This window comes from Microbacterium sp. NPDC055455, assembly GCF_053619935.1.
Window position 1 is genome coordinate 64,142 of record NZ_JBSHLB010000007.1, and the last position, 21,810, is coordinate 85,951.

Annotated in this window: 22 protein-coding genes and 1 tRNA gene; 18 read left to right on the forward strand and 5 right to left on the reverse strand. The window is 72.5% G+C overall.

Annotated features, from left to right (window positions below; translation table 11 throughout):
• The first annotated feature begins 24 nt into the window (after nt 1-24).
• Nucleotides 25-1,314: a histidine--tRNA ligase gene (gene hisS / locus ACWGUG_RS16200; RefSeq protein ID WP_452325327.1), complete on the forward strand. Its 1,290-nt coding sequence runs from the start codon at nt 25-27 to the stop codon at nt 1,312-1,314.
• 10 nt (nt 1,315-1,324) lie between these two features.
• Here hisS and ACWGUG_RS16205 read toward each other — a convergent pair whose 3' ends face one another.
• Nucleotides 1,325-2,575, reverse strand: a complete 1,251-nt coding sequence (locus tag ACWGUG_RS16205; RefSeq protein WP_336396457.1) for an APC family permease — start codon at nt 2,573-2,575, stop codon at nt 1,325-1,327.
• Nucleotides 2,576-2,659: 84 nt separating this feature from the next.
• Between ACWGUG_RS16205 and ACWGUG_RS16210 the strand changes: the two genes are divergently transcribed.
• The 14 genes from ACWGUG_RS16210 (at nt 2,660) to ACWGUG_RS16275 (ending at nt 15,514) form a co-directional block, all read left to right on the forward strand.
• A complete protein-coding gene (locus ACWGUG_RS16210; RefSeq protein ID WP_336396456.1) occupies nt 2,660-3,508 on the forward strand; it encodes an SGNH/GDSL hydrolase family protein in 849 nt (282 codons plus the stop codon).
• A gap of 19 nt (nt 3,509-3,527) precedes the next feature.
• Nucleotides 3,528-3,884, forward strand: a complete 357-nt coding sequence (locus tag ACWGUG_RS16215; protein WP_336396455.1) for a GntR family transcriptional regulator — start codon at nt 3,528-3,530, stop codon at nt 3,882-3,884.
• Complete coding sequence (locus tag ACWGUG_RS16220) at nt 3,874-4,896, forward strand: DUF1648 domain-containing protein (RefSeq protein WP_452325294.1); 1,023 nt, start codon at nt 3,874-3,876, stop codon at nt 4,894-4,896. The genes ACWGUG_RS16215 and ACWGUG_RS16220 overlap by 11 nt, the downstream gene beginning before the upstream one ends.
• Before the next feature lie 31 nt (nt 4,897-4,927).
• On the forward strand, nt 4,928-5,614 hold the full coding sequence (locus tag ACWGUG_RS16225; RefSeq protein ID WP_336396453.1) for an O-methyltransferase: 687 nt from the start codon (nt 4,928-4,930) through the stop codon (nt 5,612-5,614).
• A 109-nt stretch (nt 5,615-5,723) separates the two neighbouring features.
• Entirely contained in the window at nt 5,724-7,004 is a 1,281-nt protein-coding gene (gene eno, locus ACWGUG_RS16230) for a phosphopyruvate hydratase (protein ID WP_336396452.1), read from the forward strand.
• Nucleotides 7,005-7,037: 33 nt separating this feature from the next.
• Complete coding sequence (locus tag ACWGUG_RS16235; protein ID WP_378881455.1) at nt 7,038-7,589, forward strand: FtsB family cell division protein; 552 nt, start codon at nt 7,038-7,040, stop codon at nt 7,587-7,589.
• 77 nt (nt 7,590-7,666) lie between these two features.
• A complete protein-coding gene (locus ACWGUG_RS16240; protein WP_336396450.1) occupies nt 7,667-8,185 on the forward strand; it encodes a DUF501 domain-containing protein in 519 nt (172 codons plus the stop codon).
• Nucleotides 8,185-9,456, forward strand: a complete 1,272-nt coding sequence (locus ACWGUG_RS16245) for a S8 family peptidase (protein ID WP_452325328.1) — start codon at nt 8,185-8,187, stop codon at nt 9,454-9,456. Before ACWGUG_RS16240 ends, ACWGUG_RS16245 begins: the two co-directional genes overlap by 1 nt.
• 34 nt (nt 9,457-9,490) lie before the next feature.
• Nucleotides 9,491-10,930: an NAD(P)/FAD-dependent oxidoreductase gene (locus tag ACWGUG_RS16250; protein ID WP_452325329.1), complete on the forward strand. Its 1,440-nt coding sequence runs from the start codon at nt 9,491-9,493 to the stop codon at nt 10,928-10,930.
• A gap of 64 nt (nt 10,931-10,994) precedes the next feature.
• Nucleotides 10,995-11,068: transfer RNA gene (locus ACWGUG_RS16255), tRNA-Leu, on the forward strand.
• A gap of 72 nt (nt 11,069-11,140) precedes the next feature.
• Nucleotides 11,141-12,370, forward strand: coding sequence for an alanine racemase (locus tag ACWGUG_RS16260; RefSeq protein ID WP_336396448.1), 1,230 nt, complete (start codon nt 11,141-11,143; stop codon nt 12,368-12,370).
• Nucleotides 12,367-13,680, forward strand: coding sequence for a D-arabinono-1,4-lactone oxidase (locus ACWGUG_RS16265; RefSeq protein WP_452325295.1), 1,314 nt, complete (start codon nt 12,367-12,369; stop codon nt 13,678-13,680). The genes ACWGUG_RS16260 and ACWGUG_RS16265 overlap by 4 nt, the downstream gene beginning before the upstream one ends.
• An 82-nt stretch (nt 13,681-13,762) precedes the next feature.
• On the forward strand, nt 13,763-14,329 hold the full coding sequence (locus ACWGUG_RS16270) for a LemA family protein (RefSeq protein ID WP_336396446.1): 567 nt from the start codon (nt 13,763-13,765) through the stop codon (nt 14,327-14,329).
• Nucleotides 14,330-14,416: 87 nt separating this feature from the next.
• Nucleotides 14,417-15,514 (forward strand): DNA glycosylase AlkZ-like family protein, encoded by a 1,098-nt coding sequence (locus ACWGUG_RS16275; RefSeq protein WP_336396445.1) that lies wholly within the window; start codon nt 14,417-14,419, stop codon nt 15,512-15,514.
• Between the two features lie 46 nt (nt 15,515-15,560).
• Here the strand turns inward: ACWGUG_RS16275 and ACWGUG_RS16280 are convergent, their stop codons facing one another.
• Nucleotides 15,561-16,871, reverse strand: coding sequence for a winged helix-turn-helix domain-containing protein (locus ACWGUG_RS16280; protein WP_452325296.1), 1,311 nt, complete (start codon nt 16,869-16,871; stop codon nt 15,561-15,563).
• 83 nt (nt 16,872-16,954) lie between these two features.
• Here ACWGUG_RS16280 and ACWGUG_RS16285 point away from each other — a divergent pair, with 83 nt between their 5' ends.
• Both ACWGUG_RS16285 and ilvA read left to right on the forward strand, forming a co-directional pair.
• The gene (locus ACWGUG_RS16285) at nt 16,955-18,145 is read left to right on the forward strand and encodes an AI-2E family transporter (protein ID WP_336396443.1); all 1,191 of its coding nucleotides are present in this window, start codon (nt 16,955-16,957) and stop codon (nt 18,143-18,145) included.
• Between the two features lie 8 nt (nt 18,146-18,153).
• Nucleotides 18,154-19,443, forward strand: a complete 1,290-nt coding sequence (gene ilvA / locus ACWGUG_RS16290; protein WP_452325330.1) for a threonine ammonia-lyase — start codon at nt 18,154-18,156, stop codon at nt 19,441-19,443.
• A gap of 30 nt (nt 19,444-19,473) precedes the next feature.
• On the opposite strand, the gene greA is transcribed toward ilvA, so the two are convergent.
• A complete protein-coding gene (gene greA / locus ACWGUG_RS16295) occupies nt 19,474-19,962 on the reverse strand; it encodes a transcription elongation factor GreA (protein WP_336396441.1) in 489 nt (162 codons plus the stop codon).
• A gap of 119 nt (nt 19,963-20,081) precedes the next feature.
• Complete coding sequence (locus ACWGUG_RS16300) at nt 20,082-20,477, reverse strand: DUF4307 domain-containing protein (RefSeq protein WP_336396440.1); 396 nt, start codon at nt 20,475-20,477, stop codon at nt 20,082-20,084.
• Nucleotides 20,478-20,592: 115 nt separating this feature from the next.
• Here ACWGUG_RS16300 and ACWGUG_RS16305 point away from each other — a divergent pair, with 115 nt between their 5' ends.
• The gene (locus ACWGUG_RS16305; RefSeq protein WP_452325297.1) at nt 20,593-20,922 is read left to right on the forward strand and encodes a hypothetical protein; all 330 of its coding nucleotides are present in this window, start codon (nt 20,593-20,595) and stop codon (nt 20,920-20,922) included.
• A 55-nt stretch (nt 20,923-20,977) separates the two neighbouring features.
• Here the strand turns inward: ACWGUG_RS16305 and trhA are convergent, their stop codons facing one another.
• Nucleotides 20,978-21,721 carry a PAQR family membrane homeostasis protein TrhA gene (gene trhA, locus ACWGUG_RS16310; RefSeq protein WP_336396438.1) on the reverse strand — a complete coding sequence of 248 codons (744 nt, stop codon included), beginning with the start codon at nt 21,719-21,721 and terminating at the stop codon, nt 20,978-20,980.
• Between the last annotated feature and the right edge of the window lie 89 nt (nt 21,722-21,810).

A 21,810-nucleotide genomic window follows, 5' to 3' on the forward strand; every position in this document is an offset into this window, starting at 1 on the left:
GCATCCGTCAATCCGCCGCGCGGCATGCGCGACTTCCTCCCCGCTGAGAAGGCCCGGCGCGAGCGTGTGCTCGCCGTCATCCGTGAGCGCTATCGCGTGCACGGCTTCGACGAGATCGAGACGCCCGTGATGGAGGAGTACTCCCGGCTCCACGCCGGGATCGGCGGCGACAACGAGAAGCTCGCGTACAACGTGCTCAAGCGGGGGCTCGACGCCGAGGCGATCCGCGCGGCCGCCGACGACCCGGCGAGCCTGACCGATCTCGGCCTGCGCTATGACCTCACGGTCCCGCTCGCACGGTTCTACGCGACCAACCGCGGGCAGCTCCCCGCCGTCTTCCGCTCCATCCAGATCGCACCGGTCTGGCGGGCGGAGCGTCCGCAGAAGGGCCGCTACCGCCAGTTCGTGCAGTGCGACATCGACATCATCGGCGACCCGTCGCCCCGCGCCGAGGCCGAGCTCATCGTGGCCACCCTCGACACGCTCGACGCGATGGGCCTGGACGGCGGGAGCGTGCGCATCAACGACCGCCGGGTGCTGGACTGGATGCTGGACAGCTTCGGATTCGGCGTCGAGGAGCGTCCGGGCGTGCTGATCACCGTCGACAAGCTCGACAAGCTGGGCCCCGAGGGGATCGTGGCCGAGTTGCGCGACCGCGGGGCGTCCCCGGCCGCGGTCGACGCCTTCGAGGCGTTCCTGCGCCGCCCGATGACGCTCGAGTACAACCCGTACGGTGAACGCCAGATCCGCAAGGCGCTGCCCGAGGGCGCGCCCGACGACGTCGTCGCGGATCTCGTCGGCATCGGGCACGCGGTGGCCGCGGCCCGCGCGGCGACGCCGGGCGCGACGGCAGGCGACGAGGGTCTCGCGGACATCCCGGTCGTGTTCGATCCCTTCCTCGTGCGCGGCATGGGCTACTACACCGGAACGATCTTCGAGCTCGCCCACCCGTCCGTGGAGTACTCGCTCGGCGGCGGTGGCCGCTACGACGGCATGATCGGCCGCTTCCTCGGGCAGGACGCCCCGGCGGTCGGGTTCTCGATCGGCTTCGAGCGCATCGTGGACCTCATCGCGGAGCAGACGGATGCCGCGGCCCCGGCCGTCGTCCTCGTCCATGACCGCGACGTGCCCGAGGGGGAGCTCCTGGCGCACAAGGCGGCCCTCGTGCGCCAGGGATCGCGTGTGCGCCTCGAGCAGCGCACGAAGAACCTCAAGGCGCTGCTGGAGCGCGCGGCGGCGGACGGCTACACGGCGTTCGCCACCGTCGGCGCCGGCGCCGCGACGGCTGCGCTCGAGGTGAAGCCGCTGGGCTGACGCCGGCCGGTCAGGCCCGCCCGAAGCGCAGACGCAGCGCGCGGTAGGCGACGCCGACGGCGACGACGACCGCTCCCGCCGCCACGGACGGCCAGGGGAGCGTCACCGCGAGGACGAGGCATCCGACGCCGCCCAGGATCTGCAGGGCTGCCGGATACCGCCGTGCGTCCCCGCGCTGACGCAAGGCCGCGACGTTCGCCACGAAGTAGTACAGCAGCACGCCGAACGACGAGAACCCGATCGCGCCGCGCAGGTCGACCATCGCGACCAGCACCACCACGACCGCGGCCACGACGAGCTCGGCATGGTGGGGCACATGCCAGCGGGGGTGCACGCCGTCGAGGAACCGCGGCAGGTCCCGCTCCCGGGCCATCGCGAACGTCGTCCGGCTGACGCCGGCGATGAGTGCGAGCAGCGCCCCGAGCGAGGCGGCCGCCGCGCCGACGCGGACCGCGGTGTCGATCCAGGCCCAGCCGGAGCGCGCCGCGGCATCGGCCACCGGCTCGGTCGACGCCGCGACGGCGGCCGGACCGAGGGAGCCGAGCACCGCCACCGCGACCACGGCGTACACGGCGAACGCGATGGCGAAGGCGATCACGATGGCCCGCGGGATGACCCGGCGCGGGTCGCGGACCTCCTCGCCCATCGTCGCGATGCGCGCGTAGCCGGCGAATGCGAAGAACAGCAGGCCGGCCGACTGCAGGATGCCGTACGCGCCGCCCGTCCAGAGGGTCTCGGCCGAGAGCCACCCGGGAGCGGCGCCCGCGGAGAAGGCGGCGGTGACGGCGGCGGCGAGCGCCCCCAGCGAGATCACGACGATCACGCGGGCGGCGGACGCTGTGCGCGTCACCCCGAACCAGTTCACGGCCGTGAGGACGACGACCGCGCCGATGGCCACGGGTCGCTCCCAGCCGCTCGGCGCGGCATAGGCGGCGAACGTGAGCGCCATCGCCGCGCAGCTGGCGGTCTTGCCGATGATGAAGCCCCAGCCGGCGACGAATCCCCACCACGGCCCGAGCTCGGCGCGCCCGTAGGCGTAGGTCCCTCCCGACGTCGGGTGCGCCGCGGCGAGCTGCGCCGACGACGTCGCATTGCCGAAGGCCACGAGCGCCGCGATCGCGAGCCCGATGAGCAGTCCCGTGCCCGCGGCATCCGCCGCGGGGCCCCAGACGGCGAAGACCCCCGCGCCGACCATGGAGCCGAGACCGATGAACACGGCGTCGCCGAGGCCGAGCCGGCGCTGCAGGGAGGGGGATGCCACGGCCGAACCCTAGCGCGTCCGCGTGGCATCTCCGCGTCACCGGGGCGACGGCATCCGTTCATGCGGGTGCTGTGCCATGACGCCATGCCGCGCACCCACCAGGCCGGTCCGGGCGCCGTCGCCGCCGCGTTCGCCGGCGCCGCCATCGGGGCGGGGCTCGTGCTGCTCGGAGGCCGCGCGGTGCTGTCACGGCAGGCGGCAGTCGCCCGCCGTCGCATCGGCAAGCCGCTCGGCGAGGAGGCGCTCGACGCCGACCGCATCTGGGCGCGGCGCTTCGACGGCGAGCCGGTCGACCTCGTCGTGCTCGGCGACTCGATCGCCGCGGGACTGGGCGCCGAGCGCCGAAAGGACACCCTGGGCGCCCGACTCGCGAAGGGGGTCGCGCGCAAGCTCGGCCGTCCGGTGCGGCTGCGGACCGCCGCGATCGTCGGCGCGGAGTCGTCGGTGCTCGCCCAGCAGGTCGACGGGCTCCCCGCCGACTACGCGCCCGACGCGGCGGTCATCGTCGTCGGCGGCAACGACATCACCCACCGCGTGCCCGTGCCCACCTCGATCGCGCACCTGGAACACGCGATCCTGCGCCTGCGCGCTCGGGGTGCGGTGGTGGTGGTCGGGACCTGCCCCGACTTGGGGGCGCTGCGACCGGTGCCGCAGCCGCTGCGCGCGCTCGGCTCGCGCCTGTCGCGCCAGCTCGCCGACGCCCAGGCCGATGCCGCCTCCCGGTGCGGTGCGCGACCGGTGTCGCTGAGGCGCGCGGTGGGTCCGTTCTTCGTCACCCAACCCGACGAGATGTTCAGTCTCGACAGATTCCATCCGAGCGCACTGGGGTACCGGCGCACCGCCGAGGCGCTGCTGCCGGCTCTCCTCGCGGAGCTCGAGTCGGTCGGCGAGCGCTGGGACCGACCCCACGAATGTCATCTCGACTTGTTCTAGTGGTACTAGAATTAACAGCATGCTGCTCCGTATCGATCCCGAGAGTGACGCCCCGCTGTTCGCGCAGATCGCCGCGTCGGTGCGGGCGGATGCCGCCGCCGGGCGCGTGCGACCCGGCGACCGGCTTCCGGCGGCACGCGACATCGCCGCCGCCCTCGGGGTCAACGTGCACACCGTGCTGCACGCCTATCAGGACCTGCGCGACGAAGGCCTCGTCGAGCTCCGCCGCGGTCGGGGCGCCGTCCTGACCTCCCAGGCGAGCACGCTCGAGGACCTCCGTCACGACATCCACGACCTCGTCGCGCGGGCGCGCGCGGCGGGACTCTCACCCGACGCCCTCGCCGCCCTTGTGAAGGAGATCGCCCGTGACCGTTGATGGCACAGCCCCGTCCCGCCCCGCCCTGCGACGATTCATGCTGGTCGCCGTGTGGCTCCCCGTCGCGCTCGTCGCGCTCGGCGTCGCCGTGCAGCTGCTGCTGCTGCTGCCCCAGGCGCCCGCCACGATCGCCGTCCATTGGAACGCCTCGGGCGAGGCGGACCGGTTCGCACCCGCGTGGACGCAGCCGATCGCTACCGTCGTCTTCGGCCTCGGCGTGCCGGTGCTCATCGCCCTCACGTCCCTCCCCGGTCTCCGTCGGGGCGACCACGGGCCCACCTACCGCCTGATGGGCGCCACGGCCGCCGCGGTGTCGGCGATGGTGAGCGTGGCGCTGACGTGGACGCTCGCGATGCAGGCGGGCCTCGACAGTGCCGCCGACGCGCCCGCGGTGTGGCCCGCCCTCGTCACGTCGCTCGTCGCGGCGTCCGTCGCCGGCGTCGCGGCGTGGTTCGTCCAGCCTCGTGGCGAGTCGGCGGGTGCCGTGACCCCGCCGGCGATCCCGCTCGCCCTGTCGGCGCACGAGCAGGCGCTCTGGATGCGGACGACCAGCATCGCCCGGGGCGCGGCGATCGCGATCTTCGCGGGAGTGCTCGTCATCGCCCTGTCGGCCGCGGTGGCGGGCGTGACCGGCGCGGAACCGCTGCTGGTGTGGTTCCTGGTCGGAGTCGCGGTGCTGCTCCTGGCGATCGCCGCGACCACCCTCGCCTTCCACGTCCGCGTCGACGACAGCGGGATGCACGTCGAGTCGGTGCTCGGCATCCCGCGATACCACGTGCCGCTGGGCGACATCGAGTCGGCCGCGCGCGTCGACGTGAACCCGATGGGCGAGTTCGGCGGCTGGGGCCTGCGCCTGTCGACCGGGGGGCGCTTCGGCGTGGTGCTGCGCGCCGGTGAGGCGATCGAAGTGCTCCGCCGCAGCGGCACGCGCTTCGTGGTCACCGTGGACGACGCGGCGACGGGCGCCGCGCTTCTCGAGGCCTTGGTGAGCCGGGCGGCCGCCAGGCCTTGACGCCCGGCCCGCGGCCGGATTGGCTGAGGGCATGGCGGCACCCGCACCCGACACCTGGCCCACCCCCGAGAAGTGGTCCCGCGTCGACGCGTACCTGACGGAGCTGCTCGTCGGGCACGACCCCGGGCTCGAACGGGCGGTGGCCGACCAGAACGAGGCCGGACTGCCGGCGATCGAGGTCGCGCCGGTCAACGGCAAGCTGCTCCATCTCATCGCGCGCATGTCGGGCGCCCGGCGTGTGCTCGAGATCGGCACGCTGGGCGCGTACTCGACGATCTGGCTGGCACGCGCCCTCCCTCCGGACGGGCTCGTCGTGACGATCGAGGCCGAACCCCGCAACGCCGAGATCGCGCGCGTCAACCTCGACCGTGCGGGCGTGGGGGAGAGGGTCGACATCCGGCTCGGGCGGGGCGCCGACGTGCTGCCGACGCTCGAGGGCGAGGGGGCGTTCGACCTCGTCTTCATCGACGCCGACAAGGAATCCAACACGATCTACCTCGACTGGGCGGCGCGTCTCGGCCGGCCGGGCACCGTCGTCCTGGTCGACAACACGGTGCGCGGCGGGGAGGTGGCCAATCCGGCGACCGAGAATCCGCAGGTCATCGGCGTCCAGCGGGGCCTCGAGATGCTGAGCCGCGACCCGCGCTTCGACGCCACGGCCATCCAGACGCTCGACGCGAAGGGATACGACGGCATCGCGATCGCACTCGTGGTGTGACGCGAGCCTGTGGCCGCGGCATCCGTCACCACCGGACCGTGCCGGTCGCTACGCTGAAGGGCGGACCGACGACGCTCCGGCGAATCACCCTAAGCAAGGAGAAACCCCTGTGGCACAGATCGAGGCTGTAGGCGCGCGCGAGATCCTCGACTCGCGCGGAAACCCGACCGTCGAGGTGGAGGTGCTGCTGGACGACGGCATCGTCCAGCGCGCGGCCGTTCCCTCGGGTGCGTCGACCGGCGCCTTCGAGGCGTACGAGCTGCGCGACGGCGACAAGAGCCGCTACAGCGGCAAGGGCGTGCTGAAGGCGGTCGCGGCCGTCATCGACGAGCTCGGCCCGGCCATCGAGGGGGTCGAGGCGAGCGAGCAGCGCGTCATCGACGAGATCCTCATCGCCACCGACGGCACCGAGAACAAGTCCCGCACCGGCGCCAACGCCATCCTCGGCGTGTCGCTGGCGGTCGCCAAGGCGGCCGCGGACTCGGCCGACCTGCCGCTGTTCCGCTACCTCGGCGGACCCAACGCCCATGTGCTGCCCGTGCCGCTGTTCAACGTCATCAACGGCGGTGAGCACGCTGACAACGGCATCGACTTCCAGGAGTTCTTCCTCGCCCCGATCGGCGCCGACACGTACGCCGAGTCGCTGCGCTGGGGCACCGAGGTCTACCACGTCCTCAAGGGCGAGCTGAAGGCCGCCGGCTTCGCGACGGGCCTCGGCGACGAGGGCGGCTTCGCCCCCGATCTCCCCAGCAACCGCGAGGGCCTGGACTTCCTCATCCAGGCGATCGAGAAGGCCGGCTTCACCCCCGGCCGCGACATCGCCGTGGGCCTGGACGTCGCCGCCACCGAGTTCTTCAAGGACGGCGTCTACACCGTCGAGGGCAAGCCGTGGTCGGCCGAGCAGCTGACCGACTACTTCGCCGACCTCGTCGCGAACTACCCGATCGTCACGATCGAGGACGCCCTCGCCGAGGACGACTGGGACGCGTGGAAGGCCCTCTCCGACAAGATCGGCACGAAGGTGCAGCTCGTCGGCGACGACCTGTTCGTCACCAACCCCGAGCGCCTGCAGCGCGGCATCGACCTCGGTGTCGCCAATGCGCTGCTGGTCAAGGTGAACCAGATCGGCACGCTGTCCGAGACCCTCGATGCGATCTCGCTGGCCACGCAGAACGGCTACCGCTCGATGCTGTCGCACCGCTCGGGCGAGACCGAGGACACCACGATCGCCGATCTCGCGGTCGCGGTGAACGCGGGTCAGATCAAGACCGGCGCGCCCGCCCGCAGCGAGCGCGTCGCGAAATACAATCAGCTTCTGCGCATCGAAGAGGAGCTCGGCGAGGCCGCGGTGTTCGCGGGCCGCGGAGCGTTCCCCCGTTTCCAGGGCTGATGCGCTGACAGCGTTCTGAGGAGAGGGGGAGCCGTGGGAAAGACGACGGCTCCCCCTTCCCGTACCCGGCAGGCGCCGGCCGCGCGCCGTCGTCCGGTGGGCGGCCGGGCCCCGGTCGACGTGCGCGCGTGGCTGGGCGGCATCCGGCTCTCGGGCTTCATGGTGATCATGATGGGCCTCGTGGTGCTCGCCGCCTTCGTGCTGGTGCCCACGATCGGCACGTACGTCGATCAGCGCCAGCGGATCGCCGCGCTCGAGGAGGCGGTCCAGGTCAGCCGCGACGAGGTGGAGGAGCTGGAGTCCCAGCGCGAGCGGTGGCAGGATCCCGCCTACATCACCACGCAGGCTCGCGAGCGGCTGTACTACGTCAAGCCGGGGGAAGTGGTCTACCTCGTCGACGACGACCTGCCGCCTGAGCTCGAGCCGCAGGAGCAGGAGCCGGTGAGCGAGGAGCTCGAGGCCGCACGCTCGGACTGGATGTCGCAGCTCGTGCGATCGGTCGCCGAAGCCGGGCTCGCCCAGACCGTGGCGCCCCTGACGGTGGGCGTCCCCGACCCGGAGCCCGCGACGACGCCGTCGCCGTGAGCGCGGCCGGCTGCGGCATCCGCCCGCGGGCGGGCGCGGTCCAGCGCCCTGCCAGGCGGCGCCGCTAGCCTGGAATCGTGACGACCCCGCCGTTCCCCCCTGTCAGCGACGCCGATCTCGCCGTGCTCCGCGAGCAGCTCGGACGACCCGCCCGCGGTGTGGTGGGGATCGCGGCGCGCTGCGTGTGCGGCAACCCGACCGTCGTCGCGACGTCGCCGCGACTGCCGGACGGGACGCCCTTCCCGACGTTCTACTACCTCACCCACCCAGCGGCGACGGCGGCGATGTCGATGCTCGAGGCCGACCACGTGATGCGGGAGCTCTCGGATGTGCTCGCCGGCGACGACGAGGTGGCCGAGGCCTATCGCCTGGCGCACGAGGCGTATCTCGGCGACCGCGCGGCGTACGGCGCTGTCGAGGAGATCGAGGGCATCTCCGCGGGCGGCATGCCGACGCGCGTGAAGTGCCTGCACGCGCTCGCCGGCCACGCGCTCGCCGCCGGTCCCGGGGTCAATCCGATCGGGGACCGGGCCCTCGCGATGTCGTCCTGGTCTCCGCAGCGTTGCGTGTGCACCCAGCCGGGATCCGGCGGATGATGCGTCGCCTCGTCGGTGCCATCGCCTCCACCGCGATGACGCTCACACTCGTCACGGCCGCCCCCGCGGCCGCGATCGCCGCGCCGGCCGACGAGGATCCGGTCCGGGCCGCCGAGTACTGGCTCGACGACTACGGCATCGAGAAGGCGTGGGAGACGACCCGCGGCGCCGGCGTGAAGATCGCCGTGATCGACACCGGCATCGGCCGCGGGCCGATCGAGTTCACCGGTGCGGTCGTCGGCGGCACGGATGTCTCCGGCGCCGGCTCGCCTGACGGGCGCACGCTCGTGGGCGCCGTCGACGCCGACCACGGCAGCTGGGTCGCCTCGCTCGCCGCCGGCCGCGGAACGGGACCGGACACCGGCATGGTCGGCGTGGCGCCCGAGGCGCAGCTGCTCTCGGTGTCGGTCGCCTTCGGCTCGTCGGCAACCCGGCCGTTCTCGGACCAGATCGCCGACGCGATCCGGTGGTCGGTCGACAACGGCGCCGACGTCATCAACATGTCGCTGACCACGAACGTCCCGGACTGGCCCGAGAGCTGGGACGACGCGTTCCTCTACGCCTTCGAGAACGACGTCGTCATCGTCGTCGCCGCCGGCAACCGCGGAAGCGGCACGACCAAGGTGGGAGCGCCCGCGACGATCCCGGGCGTGCTGACCGTCGGCGGCGTCGACCGCTCCGGCAGGGCGAGCGTCGATGCCTCGACGCAGGGCATCACGATCGGGGTGTCCGCGCCCAGCGAAGAGCTCATCGGCGTGTCGGCGGACTCGACACTGGTCTCGTGGAACGGCACGAGCGGCGCCGCGCCGATCGTCGCCGGCATCGCGGCGCTCGTCAGGGCCGCCCATCCCGACCTCGACGCGGCGAACGTCATCAACCGCATCGTCAAGACGGCCGAGCCCGTGGGCGACACCGATGAGTCGCGCCTGCTCTACGGCTTCGGACTGGTGGATGCCGCGGCCGCCGTCGCCGCCGACGTGGCGGCCGTCACCGCCAACCCGATGGGAAGCCTCGCGGACTGGGTGAGGCTGTACCGGCGGGCCCCGGCGGAGCCGGTCACGGAGGAGCCGCAGGCCAGCGCCCCCGTGCCGGCCCTGCCCGAACCGGACGCGCCCACCAGGCTGTCGTCGCCGCTCCTGCCCGACCGGAACACCGTGCTGTACGGCACCCTTCCGCTCACCATGCTCACGGCGGCGGCTATACTGGTGGCGCTCGGCGTCACCGCTGCTGTCCGACGCATCCGATTGGCGTCCCGCGCGCCGAGCCGCTGACACAGGAGGAGTACTCCAAACCGTGACCAACACCGTGCCCAAGATCCTCATCGTCGGTGGCGGATACGCAGGCTTCTACACGGCCTGGAAGCTCGAGAAGCATCTGCGCAAGGGCGAAGCGGACGTGACGATCGTCGACCCGCTGCCCTACATGACCTACCAGCCCTTCCTCCCGGAGGTCGCGGCCGGCTCCATCGAAGCGCGTCACTCCGTCGTGGCGCTGCGTCGCCACCTCAAGAAGACGACCGTCGTGGCCGCCAAGGTCACCGGCATCAACCACGCGAACAAGGTCGCCACCATCACCCCCATCGCGGGCGAGCCGTACGAGTTCGAGTACGACCAGATCGTCGTCACCGCCGGCGCCGTCTCGCGCACCTTCCCGATCCCCGGCATCGCCGACAACGCGATCGGCCTGAAGACCATCGAGGAGGCCGTCGCCATCCGCGACCGCCTGATGTCGAACTTCGACAAGGCCTCGACACTGCCTCCCGGCCCCGAGCGCGACCGGCTGCTGACGGTCGTCGTGGTCGGCGGCGGCTTCGCGGGCATCGAGGTGTTCGCCGAGCTGCGCTCGCTCGCCTCCGCGCTGGTCAAGAGCTACCCGCAGCTGACGTTCAGCGACACCCACTTCCACCTCATCGAGGCCATGGGGCGCATCATGCCCGAGGTCTCGCTCAAGACCAGCGAGTGGGTGCTGAAGAACCTCGCCCAGCGCGGCGCCTCGGTGCACCTCGACACGCAGGTCACCGGCGCCGTGGGCGGCAACGTCGAGCTCTCCACCGGCGAGACGATCCCCAGCGACCTCATCATCTGGACGGCGGGCGTCATGGCCAACCCGACGGTGGTGCGCGGCGGCGACCTGCCGGTCGAGGAGCGCGGACGCATCCGCACCCGCGCCGACCTGCGCGTGGGCACCGAGGAGGAGATCGTCGAGGGCGCCTGGGCGGCCGGTGACGTCTCGGCCGTTCCCGACCTCAGCGGCGGCGGCGTGGGCGGCTACTGCGTGCCCAACGCCCAGCATGCGGTGCGTCAGGCGAAGCTCCTCGCGAAGAACCTCGTCGCGGTGCTGCGGGGCGAGCTTCCGCGCGAGTACCTCCACAAGAACCTCGGCGCCGTCGCAGGCCTGGGCCTGTGGGTGGGCGTCTTCCAGTCGGGCAACCTCGCCCTGAAGGGCCCGATCGCGTGGCTCGCCCACCGCGGCTACCACGGCCTGGCGATGCCCTCGTGGGAGCGCAAGTGGCGCGTGCTGTGGGGCTGGTGGAACAACTTCTGGCTGGGCCGCGACCTGGTGAACCTGTCGACCGTCCAGAACCCCCGCTATGTCTTCGAGGAGTTCGCCGCGCGTCCGCGTCCGCCGCAGCCGGTCGAGGCGGCCCCCGCCGAGACGCCGGCCGCCGCGCCCGCTCGCAAGGCGCCGGCCCGCAAGACTCCGGCCAAGGCTGCCGCCGACGCCGGCAAGGTCGCCGCGAACTGATGTGGAACGGATGCCGCAGGCTCGTCTGAGAGGATGAGCCTGCGGCATCCGCGTTCCCGCGATCGCCCCCGTAGCCCAACCGGCAGAGGCAGGCGACTTAAACTCGCCCAAGTGTGGGTTCGAATCCCACCGGGGGTACCGACCCGGTCTGCGCGCTCACCGCGGCTCATCGTAGGCTGGGGCGATGCGCGCGCACCGGAGCCGAGCCCGTTGAGTCTCGACCTGCTGTCCACGTCCCCGGCGGCGAAGCCGTGGAGTCGTCCCGCCGCGTACTGGGGCGAGATGACCGGCGCGGTGGCCGACGTCAGCGGCCCGGTCGCCGCCGTCCACGCCGGCGCACTCCGGTACAACGCGCTGGACCTCGTCGTGCGCGCGGGAGGCGTGCCGATCCGTGTCGCCACCAAGTCGGTGCGCGTCCGCGAGGTGCTGGACGCCGTCCTCGCCCTCCCCGGGTACCGCGGCATCCTCGCGTACACGCTGCCGGAGGCCCTGTGGCTGGCAGACACGCATGACGACATCGTGCTCGGGTACCCGACGGCCGACCGCGCGGCGATCGCGGCGCTCGCCGCCGACGAGCGCGCGGCGGCCCGGGTCACGCTCATGGTGGACGACCTCGCGCAGCTCGACCTCGTCGACGCCGTGGCCGCTCCCGGCGCGCGCCCCGAGCTGCGCGTCGCGATAGACGCCGATGCGTCGTGGCGAGCGTCGGGGCTGGGTCACATCGGCGTCCTCCGCTCGCCCGTGCACGAGGCGTCGGAGGTGGCGGCGCTCGCGCGTTCGATCGCGGCGCGTCCGGGGTTCCGGCTCGTCGGGCTGATGATGTACGAGGCGCAGATCGCCGGGCAGGGCGACGCCACCGGCGCCGGCGACGCCGTGATCCGGTGGATGCAGCGGCGCTCGGCGGCCGAGCTGCTCGACCGCCGCGCCTCGATCGTCGCAGGGCTGCGCGACATCGCCCCGCTCGAGTTCGTCAACGGCGGAGGCACCGGCTCGCTGGAGCGCACGGCATCCGATCAGTCCGTCACCGAGGTGACCGCCGGCAGCGGGCTGCTCGCGGGCCACCTGTTCGACGGATACCGCGCCTTCCATCCGGCGCCGGCGGCCGCGTTCGCCCTCGACGTGGTGCGCAAGCCCGCGCCCGACGTCGCGACGGTGCTCGGCGGGGGCTGGATCGCCTCAGGCCCGGCGCTGGCGTCACGACAGCCGCGAGCGGTGTGGCCGGAGGGGCTGCGCATGGCCCCGCGCGAGGGCGCCGGCGAGGTGCAGACGCCGCTGCGCGGCGACGCGGCACGAGACCTGCGCGTCGGGGACCGCGTGTGGTTCCGCCACGCCAAGAGCGGTGAGCCGGCCGAGCACGTCGACCGCTACCACGTCGTCGACGGCGGGGCCGTCGTCGCCGACCTGCCGACGTACCGCGGTGAGGGGAAGGTGTTCCTGTGACGCGTCCGGGCGGGACATGGCGCAACTGGGCGCGCACCGAGGCGGTGAGGCCCCAGCGCGTGGAGTATCCGCGCACGGTCGCGGCGGTGCAGCGCGCCGTCGCCGCCGCCGCGGCCCAGCGACTGCCGGTCAAGGCAGTGGGCGCCGGTCACAGCTTCAGCGGCATCGCCGTCGCCCCCGGGGTGCTGCTGGAGCTCGCGGACCTCAGCGGCCTCGTCGCCGTCGACGTCGAGCGCGCCCGGGTGACGCTCCTCGCCGGCACCCGGCTGCACCGCATTCCGGGCCTCCTCGCGCGCTACGGCCTCGCGATGGAGAACCTCGGCGACATCGACCGGCAGTCGATCGCCGGCGCCGTCTCGACCGGCACGCACGGCACCGGCGCGCGGTTCGGGGGCATCGCCGCCCAGGTGGTCGGGGCGACTCTCGTGACGGCGACGGGGGATCTCCTGCGCGTGGACGAGGACGAGAACCCCGAGCTCGTCCCGGCCGTGGCGCTCGGGCTGGGTGCGCTGGGCATCCTCGTCGAGGTCACGCTGCAGTGCGTTCCCGCCTTCGTGCTCCATGCGGTGGATCAGCCCGAGCCCCTCGATGAGGTGATCGCGGGCTTGGAGGACCGCGTCGCCGGCGTCGATCACTTCGAGTTCTACTGGTTCCCCCACACCGACCGGGCGATGACCAAGACCAACATCCGCCTGCCCGAGAGCGCGCCGCGGCATCCGCTCCCGCGGGTCGGCAAGTGGGTCGACGACGTCCTCGTCGGCGGCGGCCTCCATCGCGTCGCGTGCGCGGCGGGCGCCGCGGTGCCGCCGCTGGTGCCCCCGATCAACCGGGTGTCCGCGCGGATCTGGGGGAATCGCGAGTTCACGGATGCCTCGGCCCGCGTCTTCGCCACGCGTCGGTCGGTGCGCTTCCGCGAGATGGAGTACGCGCTGCCGGTCGCGAACGTCCGCCCCGCGTTCGAGGCGGTGCGCGCTCTCATCGACGCACGCGGCTGGCGGGTCGGGTTCCCGGTGGAGGTCCGCTTCGCGGCGCCCGACGACCGCTGGCTGTCCACCGCGCACGACCGCGCGTCCGCGTACATCGCGGTGCACCGGTACTGGCGTGAGGACCCGGCCGAGTACTTCGAGGCGGTGGAGGAGATCATGCTCCGCTTCGACGGGCGGCCGCACTGGGGCAAGATGCACACCCTGGACGCCGACGCGCTGCGGCCGCGGTACCCGCGCTTCGACGCCTTCGTGGAACTGCGCGACCGCCTCGACCCGGAGCGGGTCTTCCGCAACCGATATCTCGAACGGGTTCTCGGTGGGTAACGGCTGAGAGTCCCAGGCCGGGCCCGTTATGCGGTGGACCCGCGTCGATAGTATGAGTGCACTACCGAACGGAGCCCCGGCAATGGAATGGCTGATCCCAGTCCTCATCGTGGTGGCGCTCGCCGTCATCGTCGGCATCTATCTGTGGGCGACGTACAACTCGCTGGTGCAGCTGAACGTGCGCGTCGACGAGGCCTGGAGCGACATCACGGTGCAGCTCAAGCGGCGAGCCGACCTGCTGCCCAACCTGATCGAGTCGGTGAAGGGCTATGCGACCCACGAGAAGGCGGTGTTCGAGCGGGTGACGCAGGCCCGCGCCGACACGCTCTCGGCCTCCGGGCCCGCCGAGGCGGGGGCCGCGGAGGGCCGCATGCAGCAGGCGCTGAAGTCGCTGTTCGCCGTCGCCGAGGCCTACCCGCAGCTGCAGGCGAGCCAGAACTTCCTGCAGCTGCAGCAGTCGATCGTCGACACGGAAGACAAGATCCAGGCCTCGCGCCGCTTCTACAACGGCGGCGTGCGCGAGCTGAACACCAAGATCAAGGTCTTCCCGAACAACATGTTCGCCCGCAACCTGGGCTTCCACGAGCGGGAGTTCTTCGAGGTCATCGACGGCGCCGCGATCTCCGAGCCCCCGCGCGTGCAGTTCTGAGTCGAGGCGGGTCGCGAGGAACGAGCGTATCGAGATCTCCCGCGTATCCAGATCTCACTGTCCGCGCCCGCCGGTAGCGTCGGGCGTGTGACACTCCAGCTCACCCGCGGCGAGGCGCGCCGCATCGCGGTCCAGGCGCAGCTGCTGAGCGCGGACCGGCCGTCGGGCATCGTCGAGACCGTCGACGCGCTCACGGTCGTGAACATCGAGCCGACGGCGGCGGTCGCGCCGAGCGCGGACCTCATCCTGTGGAGCAGGCTGGGGTGGCCGTACCAGCCGGCGGACCTCGTCAGGCTCGTCGAGGAGGACCGGGCGATCTTCGAGTGGGGCGGGTTCTACCGCGCCATGACCGACCTCGCCCTGCTGCTGCCCGAGATGCGGCGGCGGCCCGAGTCGGCCCAGGCCCGACAGTGGCTCGCCGCGAACGACCGGTTCCGGCGTGAGGTGCTCGCGCGGCTCCGCAGCGAGGGGCCGCTGCGGGCGGCCGAGATCCCCGACACGGCGCAGGTGTCGTGGCGCTCGTCGGGGTGGACGGACAACCGCAACTCGATGCAGCTGCTCGAGATGCTGGTGCTCTGCGGCGACGTGGCGGTGCACTCCCGCGACTCCGGCGGCCGGCTCTTCGACGTCGCCGACCGGGTGTATCCGCCCGACGTTCCGGTGCTCGACGAGCACGAGGCGGCGCGTGAGCGCGCCGAGCGCCGGCTGAGGTCGCTCGGCATCGCCCGGGCGAAGGGCGTCGCACAGCCCTTCGAGCCGATCGACGTGGGTGCGGTCGGCGAGGAGGCGGTCGTCGACGGCGTCGCCGGCACATGGCGTGTCGACCCTGCAGCGCTCGACGCACTCGAGGGGTTCTCGCCGCGGACGGCTCTGCTGTCGCCGTTCGACCGGCTGGTGTTCGACCGGCGGCGGCTGGACGAGATCTTCGGCTACGAGTACTTCCTCGAGATGTACAAGCCCGCGGCGAAGCGGCGCTGGGGGTACTTCGCGGTGCCGATCCTGCACGGGGACCGGTTCGTGGGGAAGCTCGACGCGAAGGCCGATCGCAAGGCCGGTGTCTTCCGCGTGCAGGCGGTGCATGAGGACGAGCCGTTCACCGACGCCGTGCGCGACGCCGTGGACGCGCAGGTCAGCGAGCTCGCACGCTGGCTGGGACTGGAGGTGTCCGGGCCTGCGCGGCCGTGAGCCCGGACGCCGACCCGACGGCGACGCCGGGCGTCCGCATCCGATGTCAGCTCGCGAGGCCGTCCCCACCCGCGGCGTCGAGGCCGTCGGGCTCGTCGGCGGCGAACGCCACGGCCTCCCGGGAGCCGGACTCGTGACGGGTCGCCTCGGGCAGGGCGCGGGCGAGATCGTCGGTCGCGTCGCCCCAGTGCGAGATCGAGATGGTCTCGAGCCCCTGCCAGGCGGCGGCGAGCCGGAGCTCGTCGGCCAGCCGCGCCGCCGCCTCTGCCGGGCGTCCGTGCTCCCACCATGCGGACTGCACCAGGAGGCGGGAGGCCGGGCGATCGGCCTTGAGGTCGACGCGCCCGACGATGTCGTCGCCGATCAGGACGGGCAGAGAGTAGTAGCCGTAGCGGCGCTGGGGTGCGGGTGTGTAGATCTCGATGCGGTACTCGAAGTCGAAGAGGCGCTCCGCGCGGTCGCGGAACCACACCACGGGGTCGAACGGCGTCAGGATCGCCGCGGCATCGATGCGCCGCGGCACCGTCGCATCGCGGTGGAGCCAGGCGCGCGAGGGCCGTCCCGCCGTCGTCCAGCCCTCGACCGTCACGGGATGCAGCTCACCGGCGTCGGTGAGCTCGTGCAGCGCGGCGGTCACCGCCTTGCGGTCGGCGATGCGCCAGTAATCGGCGACATCGGCAGCCGTGGAAACCCCACAGGCGCGCGCGGCGCGCCGGACGAGCTCGCGGACGGCCTCGTCACGCGGCACGGGAGCCTCGAGCGCCTCCCGAGGGATCACATCCTCCGCGAGGGCGTACCGGCGCTCGAACCCCCGGCGACCGGCGATCGCGACCTCGCCGAACAGCCACAGGTACTCCAGCGCGTGCTTGACGACGTCCCAGTCCCACCACGGCCCGCGCGCGCCCTTCTTGACGTCGTGCTCGATCTGCGCCGGCCGCAGCGGGCCGCGATCGGCGAGCTCGGCGCGGACCCAGTCCACCAGGTCGCGATGCGTGTCGAACCACCCGCCGGGCTTCGAGCCGTACTTGGCCCGCAGATCCTGCATGCGGAAGTGGAACAGGCCCCAGTCGGCGGCGGGCACGAAAGCGGCGACGTGCGCCCAGTACTCCACGTAGGGGGAGCGCCGGGCGAAGAGGAGCCGGTCGAGGGCGGCGGTGTCGTAGCTGCCCACCCGCGAGAACAGCGGCATGTAGTGGGAGCGGGCGAAGACGTTCACCGAGTCGATCTGCAGCGTCGACATCCTCGCGAGCGCGAGGTTGAGCTGGCGGGTGCCGGCCGCGGCGGGGCGCGCGCGGTCGAAGCCCTGGGCGGCGAGCGAGACCCGGCGCGCCTCGGCGGCGCTCAGCGACGACTTCACGCGCGTCAGCCTAGCCAGAGCCGCCGACATCGCCCGGTCCGCTTCATCACCGGCACGGAATGCGACGCGCCTAGACTGGGCGGATGAGCGGCTCCGACGACAAGCCACGCGGCTCTCTGTTCGACGCCGTGCGCGATCGCAGCCGGATCGTCACCACCGACACGTCCGCCGCCGTCCCGCGCGGTCTGCGCATCGCGACCGCATATTCGTGGCGACTGATCGTCGTCGCCGCGGCGATCGGCGTCGCCGTGTGGCTGGTCATCCAGCTGAAGCTCCTCGTCATCCCGCTGCTGGTGGCGATCCTCGTCACCGCGCTGCTGTGGCCCGCCTTCACCTGGATGCTGCGGCACCGCGTGCCGCGTTGGCTCGCGATCGTCCTCTCGGTCCTGGGCACCCTCGCCATCGTGGCGGGGCTGCTGTGGCTGGTGGGATGGCAGGTCGTGCGGCAGTGGGGCTCGGTGCAGGAGAGCACCGTCGCGGCGATGGCCCAGTTCCGGCAGTACCTCATCGACGGGCCGCTGCACCTCAGCGCCGAGCAGATCGACGATCTGCTGACCCAGGGGTCGGCGCTGGCGCAGGAGCAGGCGGGGGTGCTGTGGTCGGGTGCCCTCGCCCTCGGCACCACCATCGGCCACGTGGCCACGGGTGGGATCCTCGCGCTGTTCATCCTGCTGACGCTGCTCGCGGATGGCGCCGGGATCTGGCGGTGGACGCTCAAGCTCTTCCCCAAGAAGGCCCGTCCCGCCGCGGACGGCGCAGGCCGGGCGGGCTGGATCACGGTGGTCAACTACGCGCGCACGCAGCTGCTGGTCGCGACCATCGACGCCGTGGGCATCGGCCTCGGCGCCGCGCTGCTCGGAGTGCCGCTCGCGATCCCCGTCGCCGTGCTGGTCTTCCTCGGCGCGTTCGTGCCCATCGTGGGTGCCGTCGTCACGGGCGCCGTCGCGGTCTTCCTCGCACTGGTGTACAACGGGCCGTGGATCGCGCTGTGGATGCTCGTCGTCGTCCTCGGCGTCCAGCAGCTCGAGGGTCACGTCCTGCAGCCGCTGCTCATGGGCTCGGCCGTGAAGGTGCACCCGCTCGCCGTCGTGCTGGTCGTCGCCGGCGGTGCCATGATCGCCGGCATCCCGGGGGCGTTGTTCGCCGTCCCGCTCGCAGCTTTCGTCAACGTCGTCGCCGTGTATCTCGGCGAACGCGCGTGGGAGACCGGCGCCAAGCCCACCGGAGACCTCATCTGGAGCACCGTCCCCCGGCCGAGGAGAGTCCGCAAGTGACCACTGCCATGCCATCCGCCGACCACACCGAGCGCGCCGACGGGCTGCCGCCCGCCGCGGCGGCGCTGCGATCGCCGGCGCCCACCCTGAAGGACTTCGCGGATGCCGCGGCCACCCTCGAGGGGGTCATCGCCCACACGCCGCTCGACGAGTCGCAGCACCTCTCCGATGTCCTCGGCGTGCCCGTGCACCTGAAGCTCGAGAACCTGCAGCGCACCGGGTCGTTCAAGATCCGCGGCGCGACCTACCGCCTGTCGCGGCTGACCGCCGAGGAGCGCGCGCGCGGCGTCGTCGCCGCCTCGGCGGGCAACCACGCGCAGGGCGTGGCGCTGGCGGCGAAAGCGCTCGGCATCCACGCGACGATCTTCATGCCGCTCGGCGTCCCGGTGCCCAAGCTCCTGGCCACCCGCGGGTACGGCGCCGACGTGGTGCTGGAGGGCGCGACGGTCGAGACGCCGCTGCGCCTGGCCGCCGAGTTCGCGCAGCGCACCGGCGCCGTGTTCATCCACCCGTTCGACCACCCCGACGTGATCGCGGGGCAGGGCACGCTCGGGCTCGAGCTGATGGACGAGCTTCCCGACCTCGACACCGTCGTGCTCGGCATCGGCGGGGGAGGGCTGATCGCCGGCGTTGCCGCGGCCGTCAAGGCGCGAGCCGCCACCGAAGGCCGCGCCGTGCGCGTCATCGGCGTGCAGGCGGAGAACTCGGCCGCCTACCCGGCGTCGCTGGCGGCGGGGCATCCGCTCGAGGTCCCGACGTCTCCGACGATCGCCGACGGCATCGCCGTGGCGCGCCCCGGCGACCTGCCGTTCGAGATCATCCGCGAGTACGTCGACGAGATCGTGACCGTCTCGGAGGACGACATCGCCCGTGCCCTGCTGGTGCTGCTGGAGCGGGCGAAGCAGGTGGTGGAGCCCGCGGGCGCCGTCGGCGTGGCCGCGATCCTCGCGGGGAAGGTGGTGGCGCACGGCCCCACGGTGACCGTGCTCTCCGGCGGAAACATCGACCCGCTGCTGCTGCAGCGCGTCGTCGCGCACGGTCTCTCGGCATCCGGCCGCTACATGACCCTGCGGATCCCGCTGCCCGACCGGCCCGGCCAGCTCGCGCGCGTGTCGGAGCTGCTGGCGATCGCCGGGGCGAACGTCATCGAGGTGCTCCACACCCGTCACGGCCAGGGGCTGCAGATCAGCGAGGTGATCCTGCAGCTGAGCGTCGAGACGCGCGGGGAGGAGCACCGCGCGCACGTCATCTCTGTGCTGGAGGACGCCGGCTACATGCCGACCGTCGTGCACGACTGACCGGCCGGGTCCGCCGGCCGGCCCGCGGAGTCACTGCCCGTTGTAGGTCTCGACCTTGACGATCTCGACGGCGATCTCGCGACCGTTGGGCGCGGTGTACGAGGTCTTCTCGCCTTCCCTGCGCCCGAGGATCGCGGTGCCGAGGGGAGACGCCTCGCTGTAGACGTCGAGCTCGGAGCCCACGGCGATCTCGCGGTTGCCGAGGAGGAAGACCTCTTCGCCGCCGGCGATGACGGCCGTCACGACGGTGCCGGGCTCGACGACGCCGCTGCTCTCGGGGGCCTCGCCGACCTTGGCCGTCTTCAGCAGCTGCTGCAGCGTGCGGATGCGCGCCTCCTGCTTGCCCTGCTCGTCCTTCGCGGCGTGATAGCCGCCGTTCTCCTTGAGGTCGCCCTCTTCGCGCGCGGCCTCGATGCGCTTGGCGATCTCCTCGCGGCCGGTCGTCGAGAGGTGCTCGAGCTCGGCCGCCAGGCGGTCGTACGCGTCCTGGGTGAGGAAGGTCACGGGTGCATCGGACACGGCTGACTCCTTCGTAGCGCCCGTCGGCGCGAAGCGCGACGGGACATAAACCGAACGCCCCGGCTCACGGGCCAGGGCGCGAATGGATGATCTCCCGTCAGACTACGACACGTTGCCGATCAGGACAAAACCCAGCACGAGTTCACGAAACCCGTGGTCGCGGGTGCGGTGGTGGGGATCACCTCGCGGAACGCGCGGGCGGGGAGGTCGGATGCCGGCAGCTCCACGACCCGCCAGCCCACGACGCCGTGCTCCTCGTCCTGCGCCTCGAGGGCGCAGGCCACCGCCGCCCCCACGGGAGCGGAGATCTGGAACCCGAGGGTGACGGAGTGTCCGTCGGCGATCTCGAACGACGTCGTGTCGGCGTCGACGGCCGCGAGCGTCCCCTGCACCGTCGTCCAGCCGAAGAGCGCGACGGCAGCCGCCGCGAGCGCGACGCCGGCGCCGATGATCCAGCGTCGGGCCGGAGAACGCCGCCGGCCGTAGCGCTCGTCGAGCATGTCCTGCGTGGTCACGCCGCTCCTGAGGTCTCGGGGGTCGCCCTGCGAAGATTAGGCTGGGAACTCCAGGCTATGCGCTCGCGCGCATCCCCGACGACACCGCCCGCCTCGCGGGCAAGCGAGGACACCCATGCATCACGCGCTCGCCGCCCTCGTCAGCGCTGCGACGACCCCCGCGCCGACCCCGACGGCGGACGTCGACCCCGACCTCGTCACCCCCGGGGTCTGGGGATTCGTCATCACGGCGCTGGTCGCCGTGGCGGTCATCTTCCTGGTCTGGGACATGATGCGCCGCATCCGCCGTGGGCGCGTGCGCGCCGACATCCAGGAGGAGCTCGACGCGGAGGAGCAGTCGCCGCGCGCCGCCGCCGCGACGAGGACGGACGACGAGGACGCCGGCGCGGCCGGAGACGACCGCACCGGTGACGAGCCCGACGGCACCGCCCCGCCGAAGGCCTGACCCGCGCGACGGGGGAGCTATCGGATGCCGCGAGCCGCGGCATCCGTCATCGCCGTCAGGCCGGGACGCCCAGCGAGGGCGACAGCGGATCCAGGGCGATGAGCAGCGCCGCGGTCCAGTGGCACAGGAACGCCAGCACCGTGCAGACGTGGAAGATCTCGTGGAAGCCGAAGTGGCCGGGCCACGGGTTCGGCCGCTTCATGGCGTACACGACGGCGCCGACGGTGTACAGCACGCCGCCCACCGCCACGAGGATCATCATGGCGGCATTGGCCTCGAAGAGGTCCACGAGGTACATGACGGCCGCCCACCCGAGCACCAGGTAGAGCGCGACGTACAGCCATCGCGGGGCGTGGAGCCAGAAGACGCGGAACAGGATGCCCAGGAGCGCTCCGGCCCACACCAGGGTGAGCAGGAGAACGCCCTTCTCGGGCGGCAGGGCGAGCGTGGCGATCGGAGTGTAGGTGCCCGCGATCAGCAGCAGGATGTTGGCGTGGTCGATCCGCTTGAGGATCGCCTTCGTCCGGGGCTTCCAGTCGAAGCGGTGATAGAGGGCCGAGTTGCCGAACAGCAGCAGCGACGTGGCCATGAACACCGCCGAGGCCCACTTGGCGGGGGCGCCCTGTGCGACGGTGATCAGCACGATGCCGGCGACGATCGCGACGGGGAACGTGCCGGCGTGGACCCAGCCCCGCCACGTGGGCCGGATCTCGGGTGCGGCGGCATCGACGGACGCGGCGTCCATGAGCGGCAGCGACGGGACGTCAGGGGCCTCGGTGAGGCGGCGGCGACGGCTCATCCTCCCAGGGTAGACGGCGACGCATGCCGTCGACGGCACACGCCGGGACGCGGATGCCGGCACCCGGCCGCGCGCTAGGGCCGGGCCCG